The following is a 19597-nucleotide window of genomic DNA, read 5'->3' as shown; positions in this document are numbered from 1 at the left end:
CACATCATTTAAAAAACTATTGCGGGGGTCGTAGTAGTCTGTTTTATTTCCAGTAAATCCCAAGTCATCATAAAAATACTGGTTTAGACTTTTAATCAAGCGTAAGGGATACCGTGAGTCAGGCAAGCGTTCTTGAACTTCACCTGCCATTGTGTCAAGAGCATTAAGGTATTCTTCTGGGTCAAGGTCAGGATATTCTTCCTGTGCAATGTATAAAGCCGCCTTTGCTAAGTTAATACGCTCGTCAGGCTGATGAATCTCCTGATAAAAATATTGTCGCGCTGACGAGAAATTCATAAGTAACTGCTCGGTAAAGATATGAGAATCAAGCAGGTCAACTGACACCAGTTGTACCTACTTTTATTTTAGAGAAATTAGCGAGATTTGGAAATGTATTTTGTGCAGAAATTTTAGTAATTTTCAATTTGGTAAAATACAGATTTTTTTGTTTAACTAGACAAATACTCCACTTATATTAGTTTAGTCTGTATCACAAAAATTATTAATTACTATAAATTTAATAGCTAATTTCCTTCTTGTAAATTACTCTTGCTGCTAAATTTTGTCTGAGTAAAATTATTAATTCTAACAATAAAATAGTATCGCAATGATTTCTCGTCTTGAATTTAATATACTGTTAATTTTGTAATTTTGGATATTATAGTTGCATATTAATTCAATTTAAAATAAATATTTACACAGTACTTAAGTAAATATGTTTAAGTAGGTTTCGATAAAATAGCTTATTTACAAAAACTTTAACAAAACTTCAAAGAATTACTTTAACTACCAAGTACATCCATTAATATTAGGACTTACGCATCGTACATAAGTACTATACATAATTTGATTATTTCAGCCATTTTTAGCACCCAGCGATGTCTATGACGGGCTACGCCTACGCAAATATGCAAATAAATCAGGGTTATGCAAAGCGCTTGAAACAACCAAATACCGTAACACACATTATGGCTCATTTGTATAGCGCGTAAATTCTAAATATTTAAAGCTTTTATTTAAGCTGTCAATAACATAAATTTTCTGCAAACTGGTGTATTAACTATAGCAATTTAGTAAATTAACTATTAATGTAAATAAACACAGGAGCTAGAAAAGCATAGTTAAAAATCTAGCCCACAAGTACAAAAAGAATGTAACTAAACGCCTAAGCCATTTTCAGGATTAATGATATCTGCGATCGCAGCTATGGTCTGAGCTATAGCTGTAACAAAAAGCTGTATTGGCAATTTTGTAACCGATATCTTTAAGCACTTAGGAATCTTGACAACATTAACAGCACATTTTTGGAAAAAAGAGTTTCGTGACTATTTCAACAATGACACAAAAACTATCATTTATCAGCTTGGGCGTATCATTGATCACTCTAGGAATAGCTATAGGAGGACAGCAAGCACAAGCATCCACTCTTTTTAATAATCGGACAGCATTTCAGAATGACTTGAATACCTTCATCGTTGATGATTACGAAAACCCTAACTATTTGAAAGGTGACATAGTTGACGGCGCCAATATCGACATCCACACTAATACTTCTATGAGCAGTGTGGTTGGTCAGACCACCCTTTGGGTTGAATGGGTATAATATTATATACAGCCCACAATCAGGAAACCACGCATACTGTGCTGGTTGTAATGGTTCTTTCTTGTTAGATTTTACCCAAACAACAGTAGGAAATGCACTTGGGGTTTTTGGAGCAGGCTTTGATATTATTTTTGGTACTCAATACTTTGCTCATGTTACCTTCGGGGATGATAGTACCGAAGATTTTTCATTAGCAGGTCAAACATTTTGGGGCTTAATATCTGAGAAAAGTATCAAAGGAGTTCATGTTGGTCTTATAGGTGGAGGCTCGACCATCAACGGCTCCATTGTAATTGACAATTTAACTATCGGCGGAAAGTCTGTTCCTGAACCTGCCTCAGTTATGGGACTTCTGGCTTTAGGTGCTTTTGGTGCTACTTCATTGGGCAAGCGCAAACAGCAACAAAATACCATAGCTAAAGCATAAATTTATAGCTAACCAACTTTGAATACTGCTGTGTTAACGACCCCAGACACAGCAGTTTTATATTTTGGGCGTTGATTTAGTAGAAAGTGATTCCAATAGGTCAAAATCTAAATAAACGCGATCGCATCTGACGCCAATGCAGATAACTCAAAGTCTCCATACAGCTATTCTCGTGACTGACTTGGAACGTTCCGAACACTTTTATGGCACAGTTTTGGGATTATCCAAAATAGACCGTTTCCTAAATTACCCTGGTGCATGGTATCAAGTCGGCGACCACCAAATCCACTTGATAGTTGCATCAACGACTCCCACTGACAACCCCAACGAAAAATGGGGACGTAACCCCCACATTGCTTTTTCAGTTACAGACTTAGATACTGCTAAACAGGAGTTACTCAATTTAAATTATCCCATTCAAGCCAGCGCCTCCGGTCGTCCCGCCCTCTTCACTCAAGATCCGGATGGGAATATTATTGAGCTTGGTCAGCAGTGAGGGAGATGGGAGCAGGGGAGAATAACTAATGACAACTGACAAATGACAACTGACAAATGACAGATGAAAATTATCGCTTACACTTATACCGAACCTCTTTTAGAACCTTCCGTAGACAAAGCTATTTGGGGATGGGAGGTGGATCGAGTTTACCAAGATTTGGGTAAGTCAGAGTCCTCTGGATACTCTACGCGATCGCAATTACAACAATTGTTTACAGACTGCCAAATTGAACCTGTAGATTATCTGTTGATTCGTCGCTTAGAGGAATTGGGAGATACTGTAGAAGAAGTGAGCGATCGCGTCAATCAACTTGAGGCAATGGGAGTAGCAATAATTGCTACTGAACAACCTTACACTTCGGGAAATTCTCATCTCCGTGTTGATTTGCTGAAATTGCTACACGAAATCCAGCGTCAGCAACATAGCCGCCGCATTCGTACTGGACACGCCCGTAATCGTCTTGATACCGCACCTCCACCAGGTAAAGCTCCCTATGGTTACCGCAGAGGTAAAGATAAGTACATTATTGACCGTAGTACTTCTCCAGTGGTTAAAGATTTTTTTGAACACTTTTTGCTATACGGTTCCCTGCGGGGTTCAGTACGTTACTTGGCAAAAAAATACGGCAAAAAAATCTCTGTCACTACTGGGCGACGCTGGCTAACTAATCCCGTCTACCGGGGTGACACAGCTTATCACAATAGTGAAATTATTTCCAATACTCATATTCCCATAATTTCCAAGGAAGAAGCTGCCCAAGTTGACCGACTTTTGCGGCGTAACAGCCGTTTACCATCTCGAACCGCTAGTGCGCCCCGTTCGTTAGCAGGGTTAGTTGTTTGTGGTGAATGTGACTCACACATGACTGTCACCCGTGTCACCCAGCGCCACCAAGACAAAGAGTATCTTTATTTACGTCCTATTAGCTGTCCTCATCGCCCTAAGTGTCGAGCTATTCCCTACCAAGATGTATTAGAACATACAATTACAACGGTTTGCCGTGACTTACCCTTGGCAGTAGCGGGGATGAATTTTCCACAGATGGATGCCATTAAGAACAGTTTAGGAGAAGCGATCGCTCGTCAACAAGAAATACTCGAACAATTACCCGCTTTAGTGGAAACTGGAGTATTAGATAATGAAACAGCAAAGTTAAGAGCTTACAAACTCCGCACAGAAACTTCTGCACTCCAAGCAAAGTTAGCTACGCTTCCCCCTGTTAACTTACGTTCTGTTGCTGTTGCTGTTTCTATTCCACAATTTTGGTTAGATTTATCAGAAGCAGAACGACGATTTTACTTTCGGGAATTCATTAGGCAAATCAAGATTATTCGCCAAAACCAAGAGTGGGATTTACAAGTTATCTTTATTTTTTAAGATTGTCAGTTTCAAGATCATTCGTAATTATTACCCCATACTAAAGGAAGTTGCTCTGAAATAATGAATAAAAATTAATGGATTTTTAATTACGAATTACGAATTACGAATTACGAATTACGAATTACGAATTACTATCAGATACCAATATCTTTAAGCATTTCTAAATGCTTTTGAACAGGAGCGAGGGTGTTAGCAACAATCATCCCACTAGCGGCAACAGCAGGTAAACCTATACCGGGAAATGTGGAATCTCCACAACACATTAATCCTGCTATTGGTGTGTTGGGGCCAGGAAACAAACCGACTCCTGCTTGAATTGCCGGGCCGTAACTACCTCGGTGACGGCGCAGAAAACGCTCATGGGTTAGTGGCGTGCCAACTAGTGTAACTTCGCAACGCGAGCGAATATCAGGTATGATCCGCTCTAGGGCTTGCCACATGACCTCTGCACGCGATCGCTTTTGTTGCTCATACTCAAGGCTTTTTCTATCCATCCCTTGCCAAAGGGCATAGGGTTCATTACCAGGAGTATACACGTGAATTACATGTTTGCCTGGTGGTGCTAAGGATGAATCTAAAAGTGATGGAATCGACACCAACACCAGATTTTGGGGTGCTGTGATACCCATTTCCCAATCGTTGACCACGATATAATGACATGCCAAGTCTGATTGCAATCCTTGGGCATCGATGCCTAAATGCAGATGCATAAAACTATCACATTCAGGTGTCGCCTGTCTTTTAGCACGAAACTTTTTTGGTAAAGCCTCTTGAGGCAGCAACTTCAGCATATCCCAAACCGAAGTGTTAGATACAACTGCTCGATGCGCCCTAATTTCCTTACCATCACGTAGACGCACACCTACAGCCCTCTTGCCTTCTACAAGCACTTGCTCTACATGAGCGTTAAGTATTAACTGACCGCCATGTTTCTCTAATCCTTGCAATAAAGCATTAACTAAAGCACCGCTACCGCCAACTGGATAGTCAAGCACCACCCCCGGCCTGTACCAATCTGCAAACATAAATGCTACCTCTGCGGCATTGGTTCCAGAAGCTGGGAGTCCAGAGAGGAGAAAACACAACATGTTTAGCCAGTTGTGAATAAATGGGTCTTGAACCACACCGTCCATGATGCGGGAAAAAGGCCCTGTCAGCTTGCGGATATTTGCCGTATGTTTAGCCAGAGAGGGGGCAAATCGGCTGACAGTGATAGCTGCACCTATATCAAAACGTAATGCTGCTGGCGGAATTGCGATCGCAGCACGTGCCAATGGTTCCATCACCCGTTGCAACTCTTGCCATTGGACTACTGCATCATCTCCACGTAGTTTTGTTAACACCTCACAAAATTGCTCTGCACCAACAGAAGTATCAAAATCACCTTCAGGTAAGCGGCAACCCCAAGTATCGTATGTTACGCACTTGAAATCAGAACCAATTGCGTCTAGCACTTGTCGCAGGGGGTTAGGAGATGGGCTATAAGACAATCCAGAGTACAGCGATGGCCCAGAATCGAACTTAAAGCCATTACGCTCAAAAGCGTGTGCCGCCCCACCAGGGATAGAGTGGCTCTCACAAACTATCACATCAAACCCATAGCGTGCCAAAACAGCCGCACAACTCAAACCACCAATACCGCTACCAATTACGACTACATCTGTCTGTTTCACTGATTTTCGACAAACAACACCCTCATTTCTACTAGCTTATAGGAGTCATACCAATTCGTAATTCGTAATTCGTAATTCGTAATTGTAGAGACGATTAGGCGAATCGTCTCTACAATTACGAATCGTCTGTACTCAGATATGGCATGGCTTTCGGGGTTTGAATGTGTTGCCTCATTTTAGAGAATTGGTATCATTAGTCATTTGTTATTCTCCGCATCCTCCTATATCTCCTCCCAGTCCCCATTGCCCCTAATCCCCAACGCCACATGCTTCAACGGGGGGAACCCCCGCAACGCAGTGGCTCCTCCCGTTGGTCGTGGGGCCCCGAGTTCCCCAGTCCCCAATCCCCTTAATTAGTGATTATCCTGGAAGAAGTGGGGGAATCACCTTAGTGTAAATTGCCAGCAGGTGGAAGATGCTGCAAGCAGAACAGATATTACAAAGTCGTTATCAAATCCAACGCCAACTCGGTAATAATGGCATTCGCCAAACTTGGCTAGCAAAGGATTTACAAGCCTCGAATGCGGAAAAATCGCAAGTTGTAGTTAAACTTCTCGCCTTTGGTGGTGATATACAGTGGGATGATCTAAAACTCTTTGAACGAGAAGCACAGATTCTTAAACAACTACACCATCCTCGTATTCCCCAATATCTTGATTATTTTTGTATTGATGACCGCACACTTTGGTTTGGCTTAGTACAAGAATATATCCCTGGTGAGTCGCTCAAAGACAAACTGAATCTGGGTACAAGGGTGAGCGAAAAGCGGGCTAAAAAGATTGCTGCTGAGGTTCTCAAGATTCTCATGTATCTGCATGAACTAAATCCCAGCGTCTTACATCGGGATATCAAGCCGAGTAATTTAATATGGGGTGAAGATAATCGGATTTATTTAGTAGATTTTGGAGCAGTTCAAGATAAAGCTGCGAAAGAGGGCGTTACTTTTACCATTGTGGGTACTTATGGTTATGCCCCAATGGAACAATTTGGTGGTCGTGCAGTTCCTGCATCAGATCTTTATGCATTAGGAGCAACTTTGATTCATTTATTAACTGGCGTTCCTCCTTTTGATTTGCCTCAGCAGGATTTGCGGCTACAATTTTCTGAGCGAGTTAACCTTAGTCCTAGTTTTGTCGGCTGGTTGCAGAAGTTGACAGAACCCGCACCAGAGCAACGTTTTACAAGTGCCCGTCAAGCTTTGGATGCTCTCAAATCTGGTCTTGCCCTCAAAAGTGTAAATCAGACATTACTTAATAATTCTGGTTGCGGTGTAAATAATCCTAGTGAAACCGTTCCCGAAGAAATTCTGGGATGGAATTGGGGCGCATTTCTATTACCTTGGCTTTGGTTGTGGACTAATCAAGTTTGGTATGGGTTATTTTGCTTTGTACCACATGGTTGGTGGATAATGGCGATCGCTCTCGGTGCAAAAGGCAACGAATGGGCTTGGAAAAGTAGACGATGGCGCAGTATTGAACAGTTCAAAGCCCATCAAAGAGGCTGGGCGATCGCCGGCATTCTGATTGGTGCGCCCATTAGTATTATGTTGTGGGTTGGAGCGATCGCTTTACTTCGATCTGTGCTTTAACAACAAAGCAGTCAGTTGTCAGTTGGGAGGATTTCAAATTAGGAGTTAGGAGTTAGGAGTTAGGAGTTAGGAGTTATTATTTTTGTCTTCCTCATCTCCCTCATCCCCCTCATCTCCCTCATCCCCCTCATTGCTCCCCAACCCCAGAGGGGCCCCCGAAGCCCCCATCTTCCCTACTATCCGTTCACAGACGATTCAACTACACCCACAGGACAAGCAACATTTGTCCCTCCTAACCCACAATAGCCATTGGGGTTTTTGGCTAGGTACTGTTGATGGTAGCCTTCAGCATAGTAGAACTCAGGCGCATCTAGGATTTCTGTGGTAATCTTTCCATAACTTGCGCTGCTGAGAGCTTGCTGATAAGCATCTCGTGATGCTTGTGCTAACTGTCTTTGACTTTCAGAGTATACGTAAATTCCTGAACGGTACTGTGTGCCAACGTCATTACCCTGGCGCATACCTTGGGTGGGGTTGTGGCTTTCCCAAAAGACTTTGAGTAATTCCGAATAACTAATGATTTTGGGGTCAAACACAACTAAGACCACTTCATTGTGACCAGTCCTACCGGTACACACTTCTTCATAGGTGGGGTTGGGCGTGAAGCCAGCAGCGTAACCTACGGCAGTGGTGTAAACTCCTTTCAGTTGCCAGAATTTGCGTTCTGCACCCCAAAAACAGCCTAAACCAAACAGTGCTTTCTCCAATCCTTCGGGATAAGGAGGTTTTAGTGGATTTTTGTTGACATAGTGATGAGCGGGTACTGGCATTGACTGGCCTCTTCCTGGTAAAGCTTCTTCAGGAGTAGGCATAACCTGCTTTTTGCCGAATCCAAATAGTGCCATTGATCTTAACTCTGTTGTTTGGTATACATCTCTAATATATTTAATATTGTAAAGATTCTAGCGATCTTGAAAAGACAGCAGCCACCCAGCCGCCGCTTCTAGCTGGAGAGTGCCTTGAAGTACCGTTGCGGGTCGGTGGGGCACAGGTGACGGGCGATCGCTGTTCAAAAAAAAGATTAGGATTAAGGCTAGCGATCGCTTGTAGTTTAGTAGAATTCTCCACTGCTTATGTAGTAGTGCGCGATCGCCCGAAAGCACGTTTTTTGCCTTAAGCCGAGCTTGAGCTTTCTCCACTGAGAACAGCAGATGTAATTAAATGTGCCAAACGTAAAGCTTCTGGCACTTTGCCACAATCAGTTAAACGTTGAAGCACTCGAGCTACTACAGTAGGTTCTTCACCACTAACTTGGAAAAAAAAAGGCGAATAATCATAAATCGGGCCAGCTTGCTGCAAATGTTGCTGTCGCTTTTGGAAGTCTGGCAGACGACTCATCGCTTCCTCAACAGCAACTTTTGCAGGTTGGCGGCGCATCACGGTAACGCAGGGTAATTGCAGACGGTCAGCTAATTCTGGAAGATTAACGAGGTTAAACCCGCCAAATCCAATTCCATCTAATAGTAAGATATGTAGTTGTGGCAAAAACTTCCTTCCAATCAACAACTTGCAGATGACTTCTGTCGCATCAAAACCATCTTGTTGTACTTGACCCCACACCATACCTTCAAATCTGGTTCCTGCACACACCACCCCAGCTATAGATACATTGCCACCAGCACCCCGAATAAAAGGGGCATCATCGAAGCCAATAACGCGAATAGTACGATTGAGTTTCAGTAGAGATTCAAGTTTCATTAAGCTGCTGTTTGGTGGCTAAATTAGCATCAAGTAATTGCGATAAATAATCTCGCTGCGTAAGTCCTGTCTAGAAAACTTATAGTTCATGACTCTAGTACAAATAGAATGTAAAAAGTTTCTAAGAGTGTGTTCATGAAGGTTACGGTTGTGGGTGCTGGTATCATGGGTATGTCAGTAGCCTGGGCGCTTAAACGGGATGGACATCAAGTTAGTGTCTACGAGCAAACAGAGATACCTAATCCTCTGGGTTCTTCAGTAGACCAACACCGTTTGATTCGCTTTCCCTATGGTAATGAATTGGGTTACACGCGTATGGTTGCTGATGCTTACTGGGCATGGGAACAACTATGGTCAGACCTCGGTAAACAACTTTACATCCAAACCGGAACTCTAGTACTAGCTTCGGCTGAGCAAAATTGGATACGTGATTCAGCAATCAACCTACAAAAATTGGGTATATCTGTACAGTGGTTAGAAACTCAACAACTGCAAAGGACTTTTCCCTTATTTAGATTTGATGATGTAAAGAGTGCATTTTATCTTGATAGTGGTGGCGTTTTGTTGGCAGAGCAAATTATTCTTGCCATGCTACAGTACTTAGACAAAAAAGGAGTTAAATTTCATACTTATACCCCGGTCAGGGAAGTAGACTTGGAAAATGCCCAAATTGTCTTAGAAAATGGCTTGAGTGTGAATGCAGATATCTTAGTTATTGCAGCTGGGCCTTGGGTAGAGCGACTATTGCCAGATTTCAATCAACGGGTGACACCATCACGGCAAGTAATAGTTTATCTGCGCTCACCAGCCAATAAAATAGGACAATGGGCAAAAACACCAATGGTTCTGGATATTGATCCCGAATGCGGTTTCTATTTAGTGCCTCCTGTGGCTGGGACTAATATTAAGGTCGGCGATCATCGTTTTACCTTAACAGGTAATCCAGACTGCAAAAGAGTTGCAATGGAGGAGGAAGCCCGTATCATTTATCAATTGTGTCAGCAACGCTTTGCTGACTTCGACCATTACCAGTTGCAAAATGCCCGTACCTGTTTTTATACAGTAGCACCCCAAGAGCATTTTATTATTGAGTCCAGAGGGAAATCATGGCTGATGTCTGGCTTTTCTGGACATGGATTTAAATTTGGGCCATTGTTGGGTTTAGGTGTGGCTGTTGCGATCGCCGGATGTTGCACCCCAGAACAAATCAGCCACTGGGCTGCTGGTAATATCACTTAAGCTTAGGTGGACAGTGCTTACCCTACAGAGGAACTCGAAAAAATAAATTATTCTCATTTTTCCATGCAACAAAGCTTCAGCAATAGAACAAAAAACCGGGATGTGCAACTCACTTATAGGTGTTATCCCTATGTTTAAGGAGCCTATCTAACCTTAAATTGCTGTAAAAATTAAATAACCTTTCTCTTTGGAGTAGTAAGGTTTTTATATCTTCATCTGACAAAAAATACATCCATATGCCTAGACGAGCGCCCTTATCTTTGCTTTTAGGAGTATTAACGAGTTCTAGCTGTTTCGTCTTCAATGTAGCAGCTCAAGTCCCATCTACTTCGCAGCAGTCCTCGACTAGGAGTGAAACTCAAGCTGCTAGTTGGTTTGAAGCCCATCGTGATCAGCCAGCCGCTTTACGAGCATTTGTACAGCGAATGCCGAAGGGAGGAGATATCCACAGTCATCTAAGCGGGGCTGTGTACGCAGAACACTATCTGGAGTGGGCAACCACCGATGGGTATTGTGTAGATCCAAAGGCAGTGGCTTTAGTTGAACCATTAGCTTGCGGTCAGGACAGTAGCTATTTTCCAGCCTCAGAATTGTTCAACCGAACATCTGTTTATGATTCCCTGATTAATCGTTGGTCTACTCGCAACCTCCAATTTGTCGGCAAATCCGGACACGATCAATTTTTTGACGCCTTTGCTGGTTTTGGGGCTATTTCAGACTCTGCCAGCCGTCGGGATGATATGGTCGCGGAAGTAGCAAATCGGGCAGCTTCGCAGCATATTACCTATCTAGAGTTAATGCTTACCGTTCAGGGCAGTGAGGTTCGACAACTAGGGCGTGAAGTGGGTTGGAATAAAGATTTCCAACAGATGCATCGTCAATTGATCCAACGAGGATTAACCGAGCTAGTAAAACTCGGCAGTCAGCAATTGGCACAGTTGGAGCGCGAAGTCTCAAAAACACTCGGCTGCGGCACTCCATTGGCACAGCCCGGATGTGCAGTGACGGTGCGCTATTTGCAGCAAACGACAAGAACAAAGTCGCCGGTCGAAGTGTTTGCTCAGTTAGCTTATGCCTTTGCACTGGCTTCATCGGATTCGCGGGTGGTTGGCATCAATCTCGTCGCCCCGGAAGATAACCCAATTGCACTGCGCGACTACACCCTGCAAATGCAAATGCTGCAATTTTTCAAACGCCAATTTCCCAATGTCAAGGTCGCGCTCCATTCTGGAGAGTTAACCCTGGGGTTGGTTCCGACCGAGGATTTACGTTTCCATATTCGGCAAGCTGTAGAAGTGGCACAGGCATCTCGCATCGGACATGGTGTGGATATTCTTTTTGAGGAGCGTCCCTTCGAGTTGATGGAGCAAATGCGGCAACGCGGCGTGTTGGTGGAAATCTGTCTGACCAGTAATCAGGTGATTTTGAATGTCCAAGGAGATCAGCATCCTTTTAGGGAGTATTGGAAGGCTGGAGTACCAATGACCCTTGCTTCCGATGATGAAGGCGTTTCCCGCATCGATTTGAGTCATGAGTATCAGTTAGCGGCAACGAGATATGGGCTGGGATATAAAGACCTCAAGCGACTGGCTCGCAATAGCTTGGAATATAGTTTCGCTCCCGGAAATAGTCTGTGGAAGTCGCCTGAGTTTAAGGCAATGGTTGGAGCTTGTGCAAGCGATACCCCTGGTGGAACCTCTGTTTCTGCGGGGTGCAGTGCTTTTTTGAACAAGAGCGATCGCGCGCGGATTCAATGGCAGCTAGAGTCGGAATTTGCTCGGTTTGAGTCATTGCGGAACTGGCTTTGATTGACTTTCAAGACAAAAGGGGAACAGGGAATAGGAAATGGGTAATAGATATCTCCAGTAGTTTGGTGTAGTGCTTTAGCATTGTTTTTACCGTAACTTTGTAAGAGTTTGGTCAAAAACTTTGAAAAAACTCTTAGTCATGCCACAGCAAAGCTCAATCTTTGTGTCATCAGACTGATGCTCAAACGGCTAGCTAATCAATAGATCCTAAATAGGTTCTATAGGGTCAGTATTGACAATAGTGCTGTCTAAATCAAACAAAATTACAGCCAGCATAATTTTCTGGAAAAATGTAAATATTTGTTAAATTTATTTACATAGTTTACATTGTTTTTTTGTCCTTAGTCATTGTTCTTTCCTGAATAGAGGACAAAAAACCATGATGAATCAGCTAAATCCTGAAATCTATACTGGATAGGGACTGGGGACTAGGGACTAGGTAAGAGTTTTCCTAACACCCAGTACCCAATACCCAGTACCCAATACCCAATAATGATAGCCGCCACAAAGTTTTTTAGCGTTGATGATCTAAAAGTGCAAATTTACAACTCTGAAGCTGAAATGGCGCAGGACGTTGCAGAAATCGCACGCAAGTATTTACAAGATGTTCTCGAATTACAAGACACAGCAGCTGTTTTGTTAGCAACAGGTAATTCTCAACTCAAATTTCTTGATGCTTTGATTGCATTGGGTGGTGTAGATTGGTCACGAATTATCTTGTTTCATCTAGATGAATATTTAGGAATTACTGCTGACCATGCTGCTAGTTTCCGGCGGTATATGAGGGAACGAGTAGAAAAGCGAGTATTTCCACAGCAATTTCACTATATAGAAGGTGATGCATTGCAACCTGTGGCAGAATGCGATCGCTACACCAAACTACTACAAGCACAACCTATCGATTTATGTTGTCTTGGTGTTGGCGAAAACGGACATTTAGCTTTTAACGACCCAGCAGTAGCGGATTTTCAAGACCCTTACAGTGTCAAACTAGTGAAACTAGATGCAGTTAACCGCCAACAGCAAGTGAATACAGGTCATTTCCCAAACCTTAATAGTGTTCCACAGTACGCTTTTACTGTCACTCTTCCTTTAATTTGTTCAGCTAAAAAAATCCTCTGCTTAGCACCAGAAAAACGTAAGGCGCAAGTAGTGAAGGAGATGTTAGAGGGATCAATTAGCACAGAATCTCCAGCTTCTATTCTACGTAAGCAATCGCAAGCGACATTATTTTTGGATATAAATTCTGCTAGTTTACTGTCTTTGAAGTGCTGAGGCGCAAAGTTGTAGGGGCGGGTTTTGCAAATTTACTCAATTGGTAGCAAGATATGTCGGCTAAATCCGCCCCTACAGGAGTTAGGAGTTAGGAGTGAAAAATTATTTGCCTTATCTCCCTATCTCCCCATCCCCTTTACTCCCTAACTTATTCTCAAGTCTTGAAACTAGACAAGCAAGCTTCAAGATATGGACAGTCTTCACACTTTAATTCTTTCCCTGGATGGGCACACCCACAAGGAGGATTCATGAAACATTGTGCTGGTTCTGTAGGAGACAGATAATTTTTACATATAATTTGTAAAGTAGCTTCTTGTAAACATATAATTAAATCTCGCATCATAATAGTAGTATTTTTCAAAGCTTTTTGTCAGTTAAAATCTATTATAAAACTGTAAATTTATTTTACAGAAATAGATAGAAACTTTAAGCTACAGACCAACGTGTCCATACTGAAATTTTATCTTCTACCACAAATTCTCTCTTTTGAGAATTAGCAGTTTCAGCTACTAAAACTTTTAAAGTAACGATTGACACATTGTTAGTAAATTGATGCCCATAACCAATTACTTTTCCTAGATGTCCAGTTTGTTGATTTAGGACATAATCACCAATGGTGAACATAATAGTATTGTCATCGGTTGAGAATTTGCAAATGATGATTCATATATTTTCTATAGGCTTAAACTTAAAAACTTCATGCTTATAGTATGTCTTACTTGAGACTAAAGGAATAACTTAAGTTTTGTTAGTTTATTTCCTTGGATATAAGAAGAGTGCTATCGTTTACGCTATGGCGCAGTCAACTATACATTCGTTCCAAAATCTAGGAGTTAGAGTTAGGGGTTAGCAAGCAGAAGGCAAGAAAATAGATTATTCATTGTTAATTGTTAATTTTTAATTAGTTAGTCTCTCCTCCTCCTTTGCTTCTCTACTTCAGTATCATGAAACTTCTTTAATCAGTCGCCCATCTTCCATATAAACAATTCGATCTGCAACATCTAAAACTCGGTTATCATGAGTGACCATTACAATGGCACAATTCTGTTCTTTTGCAAGTTTTTGCATCAGGCTGACGACATCTCGTCCTGACTTGCTGTCTAAAGCAGCAGTGGGTTCATCAGCTAATACTAATTTGGGATGGCTGACTAAAGCACGGGCGATCGCTACCCGTTGCTTTTGACCTCCTGAGAGATCAGAAGGATAGTAATTAACTCGATTTTCTAATTTAACGGCGTGGAGTATTTCTTCTGATTGGCTACGAGCTTCCGAATGAGAAATATTTTTGTGTAATTCAAGTGACATTTGAACATTTTGTCGCGCTGTTAGGAAATCCAACAAGTTGTGAGCTTGAAAAATATAGCCAATATGGCGGCGTACTTGTACTAACTGTTGATTACTAGCTCCATAAAGTTCCTTATCTAGAAATTTTAGACTTCCCTCCTGGACAGAACGCAACCCCCCAATCAAAGTGAGTAATGTTGTTTTTCCTGAACCTGAAGGCCCAGTCATAATCACAATTTCTCCAAATTTGACACTCAGATTAATATCAAACAGAATTTGGCTGCGTAATGTTCTTTTACCAAAGTATTGATTAAGGTTTGTTATTTGAATAACAAAATTTGTTGGCATCATATTTTATTTCAACGATATATCTGTAAAATTAGAAAATATCTGCTGGATCTACCTTACGCAGTTTATTTGTAGATAAAAATCCCGAAACTAAGCACATTGCAACTGCTGAAGTTAATACAACAATAGCCTTTTGAATGTCCATAGCAATTGGTAAATTTGTAGCATTTTTTGCTATATCATACAAACCTAGAGTTATTGCAAAACCCGGAATGTAACCTAGGGTTGCTAAGATTAATGCCTGCTGGAAAACTACACTTAATAAGTATTTATTTTTAAATCCCATTGCTTTGAGTGTTGCATATTCAGCTAAGTGAGTAGCAATATTGCTGTAAAGAATTTGGTAGACAACAATTACACCAACCACAAACCCCATGAATACCATTAAATTAAACACGAAACCAATAGGTGTTCTGAGAGTCCAATAGTTTTTTTCCAATGTCATAAATTGCTGGCGAGTAACGACTTTCACATCTTCAGGTAACTTAGCTGACAGATTAGCCAAAACTTTTTGCGGGTCGGCATCAGGTTTAAGTTTAATTAAGCCTATATCTATGCTTTGTGCTGATCTATCTATAAATATCCGCCAGAAAGTAGAAGTATTGACAATTAAATTTCCATCGACTCCAAAAGAAGGGCCTATACTAAATAGTCCACCAACTTTAACTTTATAACCAACTAAAGCAGTATACCTAAATATTTCAATTTGGACAGGTTTACCTTGCTCAATATATTGACTTATTGGGCCAAACTCTGCTCTCGAAGCACGGTCAAAGAAAACTATATCTGGAAATTGTAGTAATTTTAAATTTTGCTGTATCTCAGGCATTTTAAAAATTGATTTAACAGGGTCAAAACCAATTACATACATTGGGAATTTTAGACCATTTGCTGGATTTTTCAGCTTAGCAAATTGCATATATAAAGGGCTAACTGATTCTACCCCTTCAAAACCTAATGCTTGGTATAAACGCCAGCGTGGGAAGCTTTGATTTGATGTCAAAGATTTATATTGAGCGCTGATTAAAAATAAATCTCCCTCTAGATTATTATGCAGTTTTGTGGCACTTGCATAGAGAGCATCTTGGAAACCAATTTGCATAAACATTAAAACAGCAACAAAAGCAATTCCAGCCAAAGCTACAAGAAAGCGAACTCTTTGCCGAGATAGCTGTAGCCAAGCTAGAGGTATAGTGAGAATCATCTTATAAACCTCATGTAATGCACATGTTGAGTAGTAGGTACTGGTAAAACTCTTAGCTAGTTGCTAGTAGTCTGCCAAGACAAATTTACTAAGAATTAGTAAATATGAAAAACAGAAACAACTCTTTTCCTACTCCCTACTCCCCATTCCCCAGTCCCTAGTTCCCAGTCATATATCAATTAGTACCTGCACCTGTAGGTCAGTAAGAGCAACAACTTGTTGATTATCGACTAGGTTATCGATACGAATTTTTACCTCGACTATTTTATTGTCTGTGTCTGCGCCTGGATTGTTATTGAAGATATTTTGTTTGCCTACTTGCAAACCAATATCTGTAACTGTTCCCCGTAATTTTCCTGGAAAGGCATCACCAGTAATAGTGGCAGACTGACCTAGACGCACTTTTTTGATATCAGTTTCATAGACTTCTGCTACCACATACATCTGCTGTGTGCGACCTAATTCAGCTATTCCTGTACTGCCAATAATTTCTCCAGGCCAAGTGTGAATTTTTAAGACTTGACCATTTATGGGAGAACGTACAGAACTCAAATTCAAGTCCGCCTGAGCCTGTTTAACTGATGCTTTTGCACTCTCGACATCAGTTTGTGCTGCTTCCACATCAGTAGGACGAATTTCCGCAATACTGTTGAGCTTGGCTTTAGCTTCGTTTAACTGTTTGTTAATACTTTCTACAGTCTTGTTAAGGGAAGCTTTAGCTTCATTGAGCTGCTGTCGAACAGTTTCGACTCGCAAACGCTTAGTATCTGAATCAGAAGCTGAAATTGCACCATCTTTGTATAACTGCTGATATCGGTGATTTTCACTTTCAGCATTACGCAATTCTGCTTCTAAGCGAGTGATGGTTGCTTGTTGTGCAGAAATTTCTCCATGCAACTCAGCTTCTAAACGAGCAATTGTTGCCTGCTGTGCAGAGATGTCTCCGGCTTTCGCTCCTGCTTTAACCTGATTGAGGCTAGCTTGAGCAACTAGGACTTGTTTTTGAGCTTTTTCTAAGGCTGCAAGGCGAGGATAATAACTGTCAAGAATTGCAACTATTTGTCCTTGACGGACGCGATCGCCTTTTTTCACCAAAAGCTGTGCAACTCTAACACCCCCTTGGGAATCAGGTGCCGACAAACGAATAACCTCTCCTTGAGGCTCCAAACGCCCTAGAGCAGCAACAGCCTTCATAGTAGGAGAACTACTTGGGGTAGCTGGAGTCTGCGATTTAGAGATTAAATGAAATCGTGAAAAACTGTAGATAGAAACTGCACCAGTAACTACAGCTATAGCTGTTAATGAAATTATCGACCACCAACCTAAAGGTTTTGTGATTGGCTGCCTTTGTTTGTGTACCATAATCATGTTTTCCTTAGCGATATCTCTTGAATCGCTGAGTGGGGTGGAAAAATGAGGGGGTGGGGAGGTGGGAAGATGAGGGGGTGAAGAGATAGGGAGAAGAACTATTTACTCCTAGCTTCTAACTCACCACTCCCTATTTTCAAGACAGCTAATCATAGGAAGATACCATCATCAAAGATGAAAATTTCTCTTCCTTATTCCCCACTCCCTAACGCCACTTGCTCCACTTGGGGAGCCACTGCGTTGCGGGGGTTCCCCCCGTTGAAACATGTGGCGTGAGACCCCAAGACCGCAGTGGCTCCTCCCTATTCCCTATTTGTTTAGCACTACCTCTTTTTTCTTTTTAATGATCGCTAAGTATTCACTACGAGTCCCATCTACTCGGTAGTGGTCACAAATTTGGCAAAGTTTCAAGATATCTAATCGACTGAATACTTTATGATGTTCAATTCCATTGTCATTTCTCCATCGCCAGAAAGTTGTTCGGTCAATGCGGCGATTGCTCTCAGGCCATCTTCGTCGGGATAAGAAATCTACTAGTTCTTCTTCGTAAAACGAGTAGCCTTTTGGCAATTTAAGAAGTTCTTCTCGTAATTCCGTTAGCGGTATGAGTGGATCTAGCTCAGATAGTCTCATGCCAGCAAGCCCTTATAGTTTTGTGTCATTTAAATTATGCAGAACGCTTTATGCAGCACGGTTTCATCGCATTTAGTTCAATTGTCATACTGTATGTTTCAGAGCAGAGGTCTTGAGGTAATCAGCTAATAAGCTGTCAAGCAATAACTTTTACAAGCTGATATTTAGAAAGCTTACTCAGAGAGTATTACTAACTCAAGGAGTGTCAAAATTATTGTGTGACAAGCTCTAAATTTAAATTTGTATTTTCCTCACTTCTATATCTCTCCTCTGGACTTATCGAACAGTATAGAATTTGATTTTCCACACACAATAAACTGATTTATACTCAATTGCAAGTCATATGCAACAATTTGGAGGATAAACAATTAGCTGTAGACGCAAGATAAATCGTGAAAGATGTTTTAAACAGTTTACTAATTTTACACTTTGTTCTATTCCTGGCGTTATTCATCATCCCATAAGTAATGATTTGGTTGGGTAAAAGCATTATATCTCATAGATTGATATCCGTTTATTTGATTCTTTAGACATAGTTACTAGTGGTTAAATTTACATTGTCAAATAATTTATTCTGTGAAAATAAAATTCTTTAAGAAATCAACTAATTGATAGATGTGTAGATTGAGATTGAAAATATCTACTTTTGGATAGATGTAAAAAACAGTTAATAGAGTCAAAAAAATAATAATTGATACTTAATTTTACGTAGTTGTATCTCAAGCTGGTTGAATATACCCAAAAACCTACTTATAAAAATATTTGGCCAAGAGTGATACATAGCATTTTTAAAAATGCCGGAGTTACAAATGCTATCGAGGGATGATTATAGATAATCAAGGATACAAAATTTAATAAATTTCAGCTTCTTTCAACTGAAAAGCTTCTTGCTGATTGTCTAAATTATGTATGTAATAAATTTTATATCTTTGATTTTTCCAAATATATATTATGCTTGTATTTAAGCATTTATATCAACGAGCTTTACTGAAAACTATGCCCAGTACAGGATTGCTTACTTAGAGAAATTAGTATTTATCATGATAAGTATTTTTGTAATTTATATAAAATATTAGATGCAATTATCATGCAACTTTTTTCAGATTTTTTTGCTATATGAGATATTAGTAAATAAGAATTTTATAGCTATGTAAGTGATAGCGATCGCCCTTTAAAACATAAGAAAAAATGAAACTACAGCGACTCATGCTCTCATTGCCAAGCTTTGATAACCAGCGGCTGATTTTTCATGCGGCACGCCAGACTCTTCGCAAAGCTGAGATGGCCCGTCTTGCAGTGCGTGAATGGCTCAATTATCATGATTTGGAGCTAGAAGAGTGGAAACATAAAACTGCTTGCGAATTGGGAATAAGTATTAGTGAATTTGAGCAAAAGCTATTAGCTGCTGCTCAGCAGCATATCAAGGATGAAATATGAACTGACACTAAGGTTTTAGTCTGCAACCGAGACTGCAATCAGCCACACAAAGGGCGTCTACAGTCATTATCCTTTATTCAGTTGCATTTAAGTTGCATATCAGTTGCAATGCAGTAACAACCAGTCTACTATA

18 protein-coding genes and 1 pseudogene are annotated in these 19597 nt (G+C 40.9%); 9 read left to right on the top strand and 10 right to left on the bottom strand.

The genetic code is table 11. The features are described from left to right. Nucleotides 1-297: transglutaminase family protein (locus I8748_RS18305; protein WP_318781238.1), on the bottom strand; the 297-nt coding region annotated here is incomplete at its 3' end. A gap of 1024 nt (nucleotides 298-1321) precedes the next feature. Here I8748_RS18305 and I8748_RS18300 point away from each other — a divergent pair. From I8748_RS18300 to I8748_RS18285, 4 genes and pseudogenes are all read left to right on the top strand, one after another. Beyond that, a complete protein-coding gene (locus I8748_RS18300) occupies nucleotides 1322-1603 on the top strand; it encodes a hypothetical protein (protein ID WP_198126000.1) in 282 nt (93 codons plus the stop codon). Nucleotides 1604-1919: 316 nt separating this feature from the next. Further along, nucleotides 1920-2030: pseudogene (locus I8748_RS36285) on the top strand (PEP-CTERM sorting domain-containing protein); the annotation flags it as partial. A 136-nt stretch (nucleotides 2031-2166) separates the two neighbouring features. Continuing rightward, nucleotides 2167-2526 carry a VOC family protein gene (locus I8748_RS18290; protein ID WP_198125999.1) on the top strand — a complete coding sequence of 120 codons (360 nt, stop codon included), beginning with the start codon at nucleotides 2167-2169 and terminating at the stop codon, nucleotides 2524-2526. 63 nt (nucleotides 2527-2589) lie between these two features. Next, nucleotides 2590-3906, top strand: coding sequence for a recombinase family protein (locus I8748_RS18285; RefSeq protein WP_198125998.1), 1317 nt, complete (start codon nucleotides 2590-2592; stop codon nucleotides 3904-3906). A 137-nt stretch (nucleotides 3907-4043) separates the two neighbouring features. Here the strand turns inward: I8748_RS18285 and I8748_RS18280 are convergent, their stop codons facing one another. Continuing rightward, the gene (locus tag I8748_RS18280) at nucleotides 4044-5582 is read right to left on the bottom strand and encodes a phytoene desaturase family protein (RefSeq protein WP_198125997.1); all 1539 of its coding nucleotides are present in this window, start codon (nucleotides 5580-5582) and stop codon (nucleotides 4044-4046) included. A gap of 415 nt (nucleotides 5583-5997) precedes the next feature. On the opposite strand from I8748_RS18280, the gene I8748_RS18275 reads away from it, so the two are divergent. Further along, complete coding sequence (locus I8748_RS18275) at nucleotides 5998-7170, top strand: serine/threonine protein kinase (protein ID WP_198125996.1); 1173 nt, start codon at nucleotides 5998-6000, stop codon at nucleotides 7168-7170. Between the two features lie 176 nt (nucleotides 7171-7346). Here I8748_RS18275 and msrA read toward each other — a convergent pair whose 3' ends face one another. From msrA to I8748_RS18260, 3 genes are read right to left on the bottom strand one after another with little or no spacing between them, the layout of a single operon-like run. Next, a complete protein-coding gene (msrA, locus tag I8748_RS18270; protein ID WP_198125995.1) occupies nucleotides 7347-8015 on the bottom strand; it encodes a peptide-methionine (S)-S-oxide reductase MsrA in 669 nt (222 codons plus the stop codon). 40 nt (nucleotides 8016-8055) lie between these two features. Beyond that, nucleotides 8056-8238 carry a hypothetical protein gene (locus tag I8748_RS34655; RefSeq protein ID WP_214662644.1) on the bottom strand — a complete coding sequence of 61 codons (183 nt, stop codon included), beginning with the start codon at nucleotides 8236-8238 and terminating at the stop codon, nucleotides 8056-8058. Nucleotides 8239-8283: 45 nt separating this feature from the next. Continuing rightward, nucleotides 8284-8868, bottom strand: coding sequence for an endonuclease dU (locus I8748_RS18260; RefSeq protein WP_198125993.1), 585 nt, complete (start codon nucleotides 8866-8868; stop codon nucleotides 8284-8286). A gap of 135 nt (nucleotides 8869-9003) precedes the next feature. Here I8748_RS18260 and I8748_RS18255 point away from each other — a divergent pair, with 135 nt between their 5' ends. The 3 genes from I8748_RS18255 to I8748_RS18245 all read left to right on the top strand — a co-directional run bounded on the left by I8748_RS18255 (nucleotide 9004) and on the right by I8748_RS18245 (nucleotide 13190). Further along, nucleotides 9004-10107, top strand: a complete 1104-nt coding sequence (locus I8748_RS18255) for an NAD(P)/FAD-dependent oxidoreductase (protein ID WP_198125992.1) — start codon at nucleotides 9004-9006, stop codon at nucleotides 10105-10107. A gap of 236 nt (nucleotides 10108-10343) precedes the next feature. After that, entirely contained in the window at nucleotides 10344-11915 is a 1572-nt protein-coding gene (locus tag I8748_RS18250; RefSeq protein ID WP_198125991.1) for an adenosine deaminase, read from the top strand. 492 nt (nucleotides 11916-12407) lie between these two features. Next, entirely contained in the window at nucleotides 12408-13190 is a 783-nt protein-coding gene (locus I8748_RS18245) for a glucosamine-6-phosphate deaminase (protein WP_198125990.1), read from the top strand. 426 nt (nucleotides 13191-13616) lie between these two features. Here the strand turns inward: I8748_RS18245 and I8748_RS18240 are convergent, their stop codons facing one another. From I8748_RS18240 to I8748_RS18220, 5 genes are all read right to left on the bottom strand, one after another. Next, nucleotides 13617-13814, bottom strand: coding sequence for a hypothetical protein (locus I8748_RS18240; RefSeq protein ID WP_198125989.1), 198 nt, complete (start codon nucleotides 13812-13814; stop codon nucleotides 13617-13619). Nucleotides 13815-14132: 318 nt separating this feature from the next. After that, nucleotides 14133-14825, bottom strand: a complete 693-nt coding sequence (locus I8748_RS18235) for a DevA family ABC transporter ATP-binding protein (RefSeq protein ID WP_198125988.1) — start codon at nucleotides 14823-14825, stop codon at nucleotides 14133-14135. Between the two features lie 28 nt (nucleotides 14826-14853). Next, complete coding sequence (devC, locus tag I8748_RS18230) at nucleotides 14854-16026, bottom strand: ABC transporter permease DevC (protein WP_198125987.1); 1173 nt, start codon at nucleotides 16024-16026, stop codon at nucleotides 14854-14856. Nucleotides 16027-16194: 168 nt separating this feature from the next. Continuing rightward, nucleotides 16195-17388, bottom strand: coding sequence for an ABC exporter membrane fusion protein (locus I8748_RS18225; protein WP_198125986.1), 1194 nt, complete (start codon nucleotides 17386-17388; stop codon nucleotides 16195-16197). 315 nt (nucleotides 17389-17703) lie between these two features. Beyond that, complete coding sequence (locus tag I8748_RS18220; protein ID WP_198125985.1) at nucleotides 17704-18027, bottom strand: hypothetical protein; 324 nt, start codon at nucleotides 18025-18027, stop codon at nucleotides 17704-17706. Between the two features lie 1206 nt (nucleotides 18028-19233). On the opposite strand from I8748_RS18220, the gene I8748_RS18215 reads away from it, so the two are divergent. Next, complete coding sequence (locus I8748_RS18215; protein WP_198126004.1) at nucleotides 19234-19464, top strand: hypothetical protein; 231 nt, start codon at nucleotides 19234-19236, stop codon at nucleotides 19462-19464. Nucleotides 19465-19597: the final 133 nt, after the last annotated feature.

The organism is Amazonocrinis nigriterrae CENA67, from assembly GCF_016056305.1.
Lineage (GTDB): Bacteria > Cyanobacteriota > Cyanobacteriia > Cyanobacteriales > Nostocaceae > Amazonocrinis > Amazonocrinis nigriterrae.
Note: the sequence above shows the minus strand (reverse complement) of the source record. Positions and strands in the feature narration are given on the sequence as shown.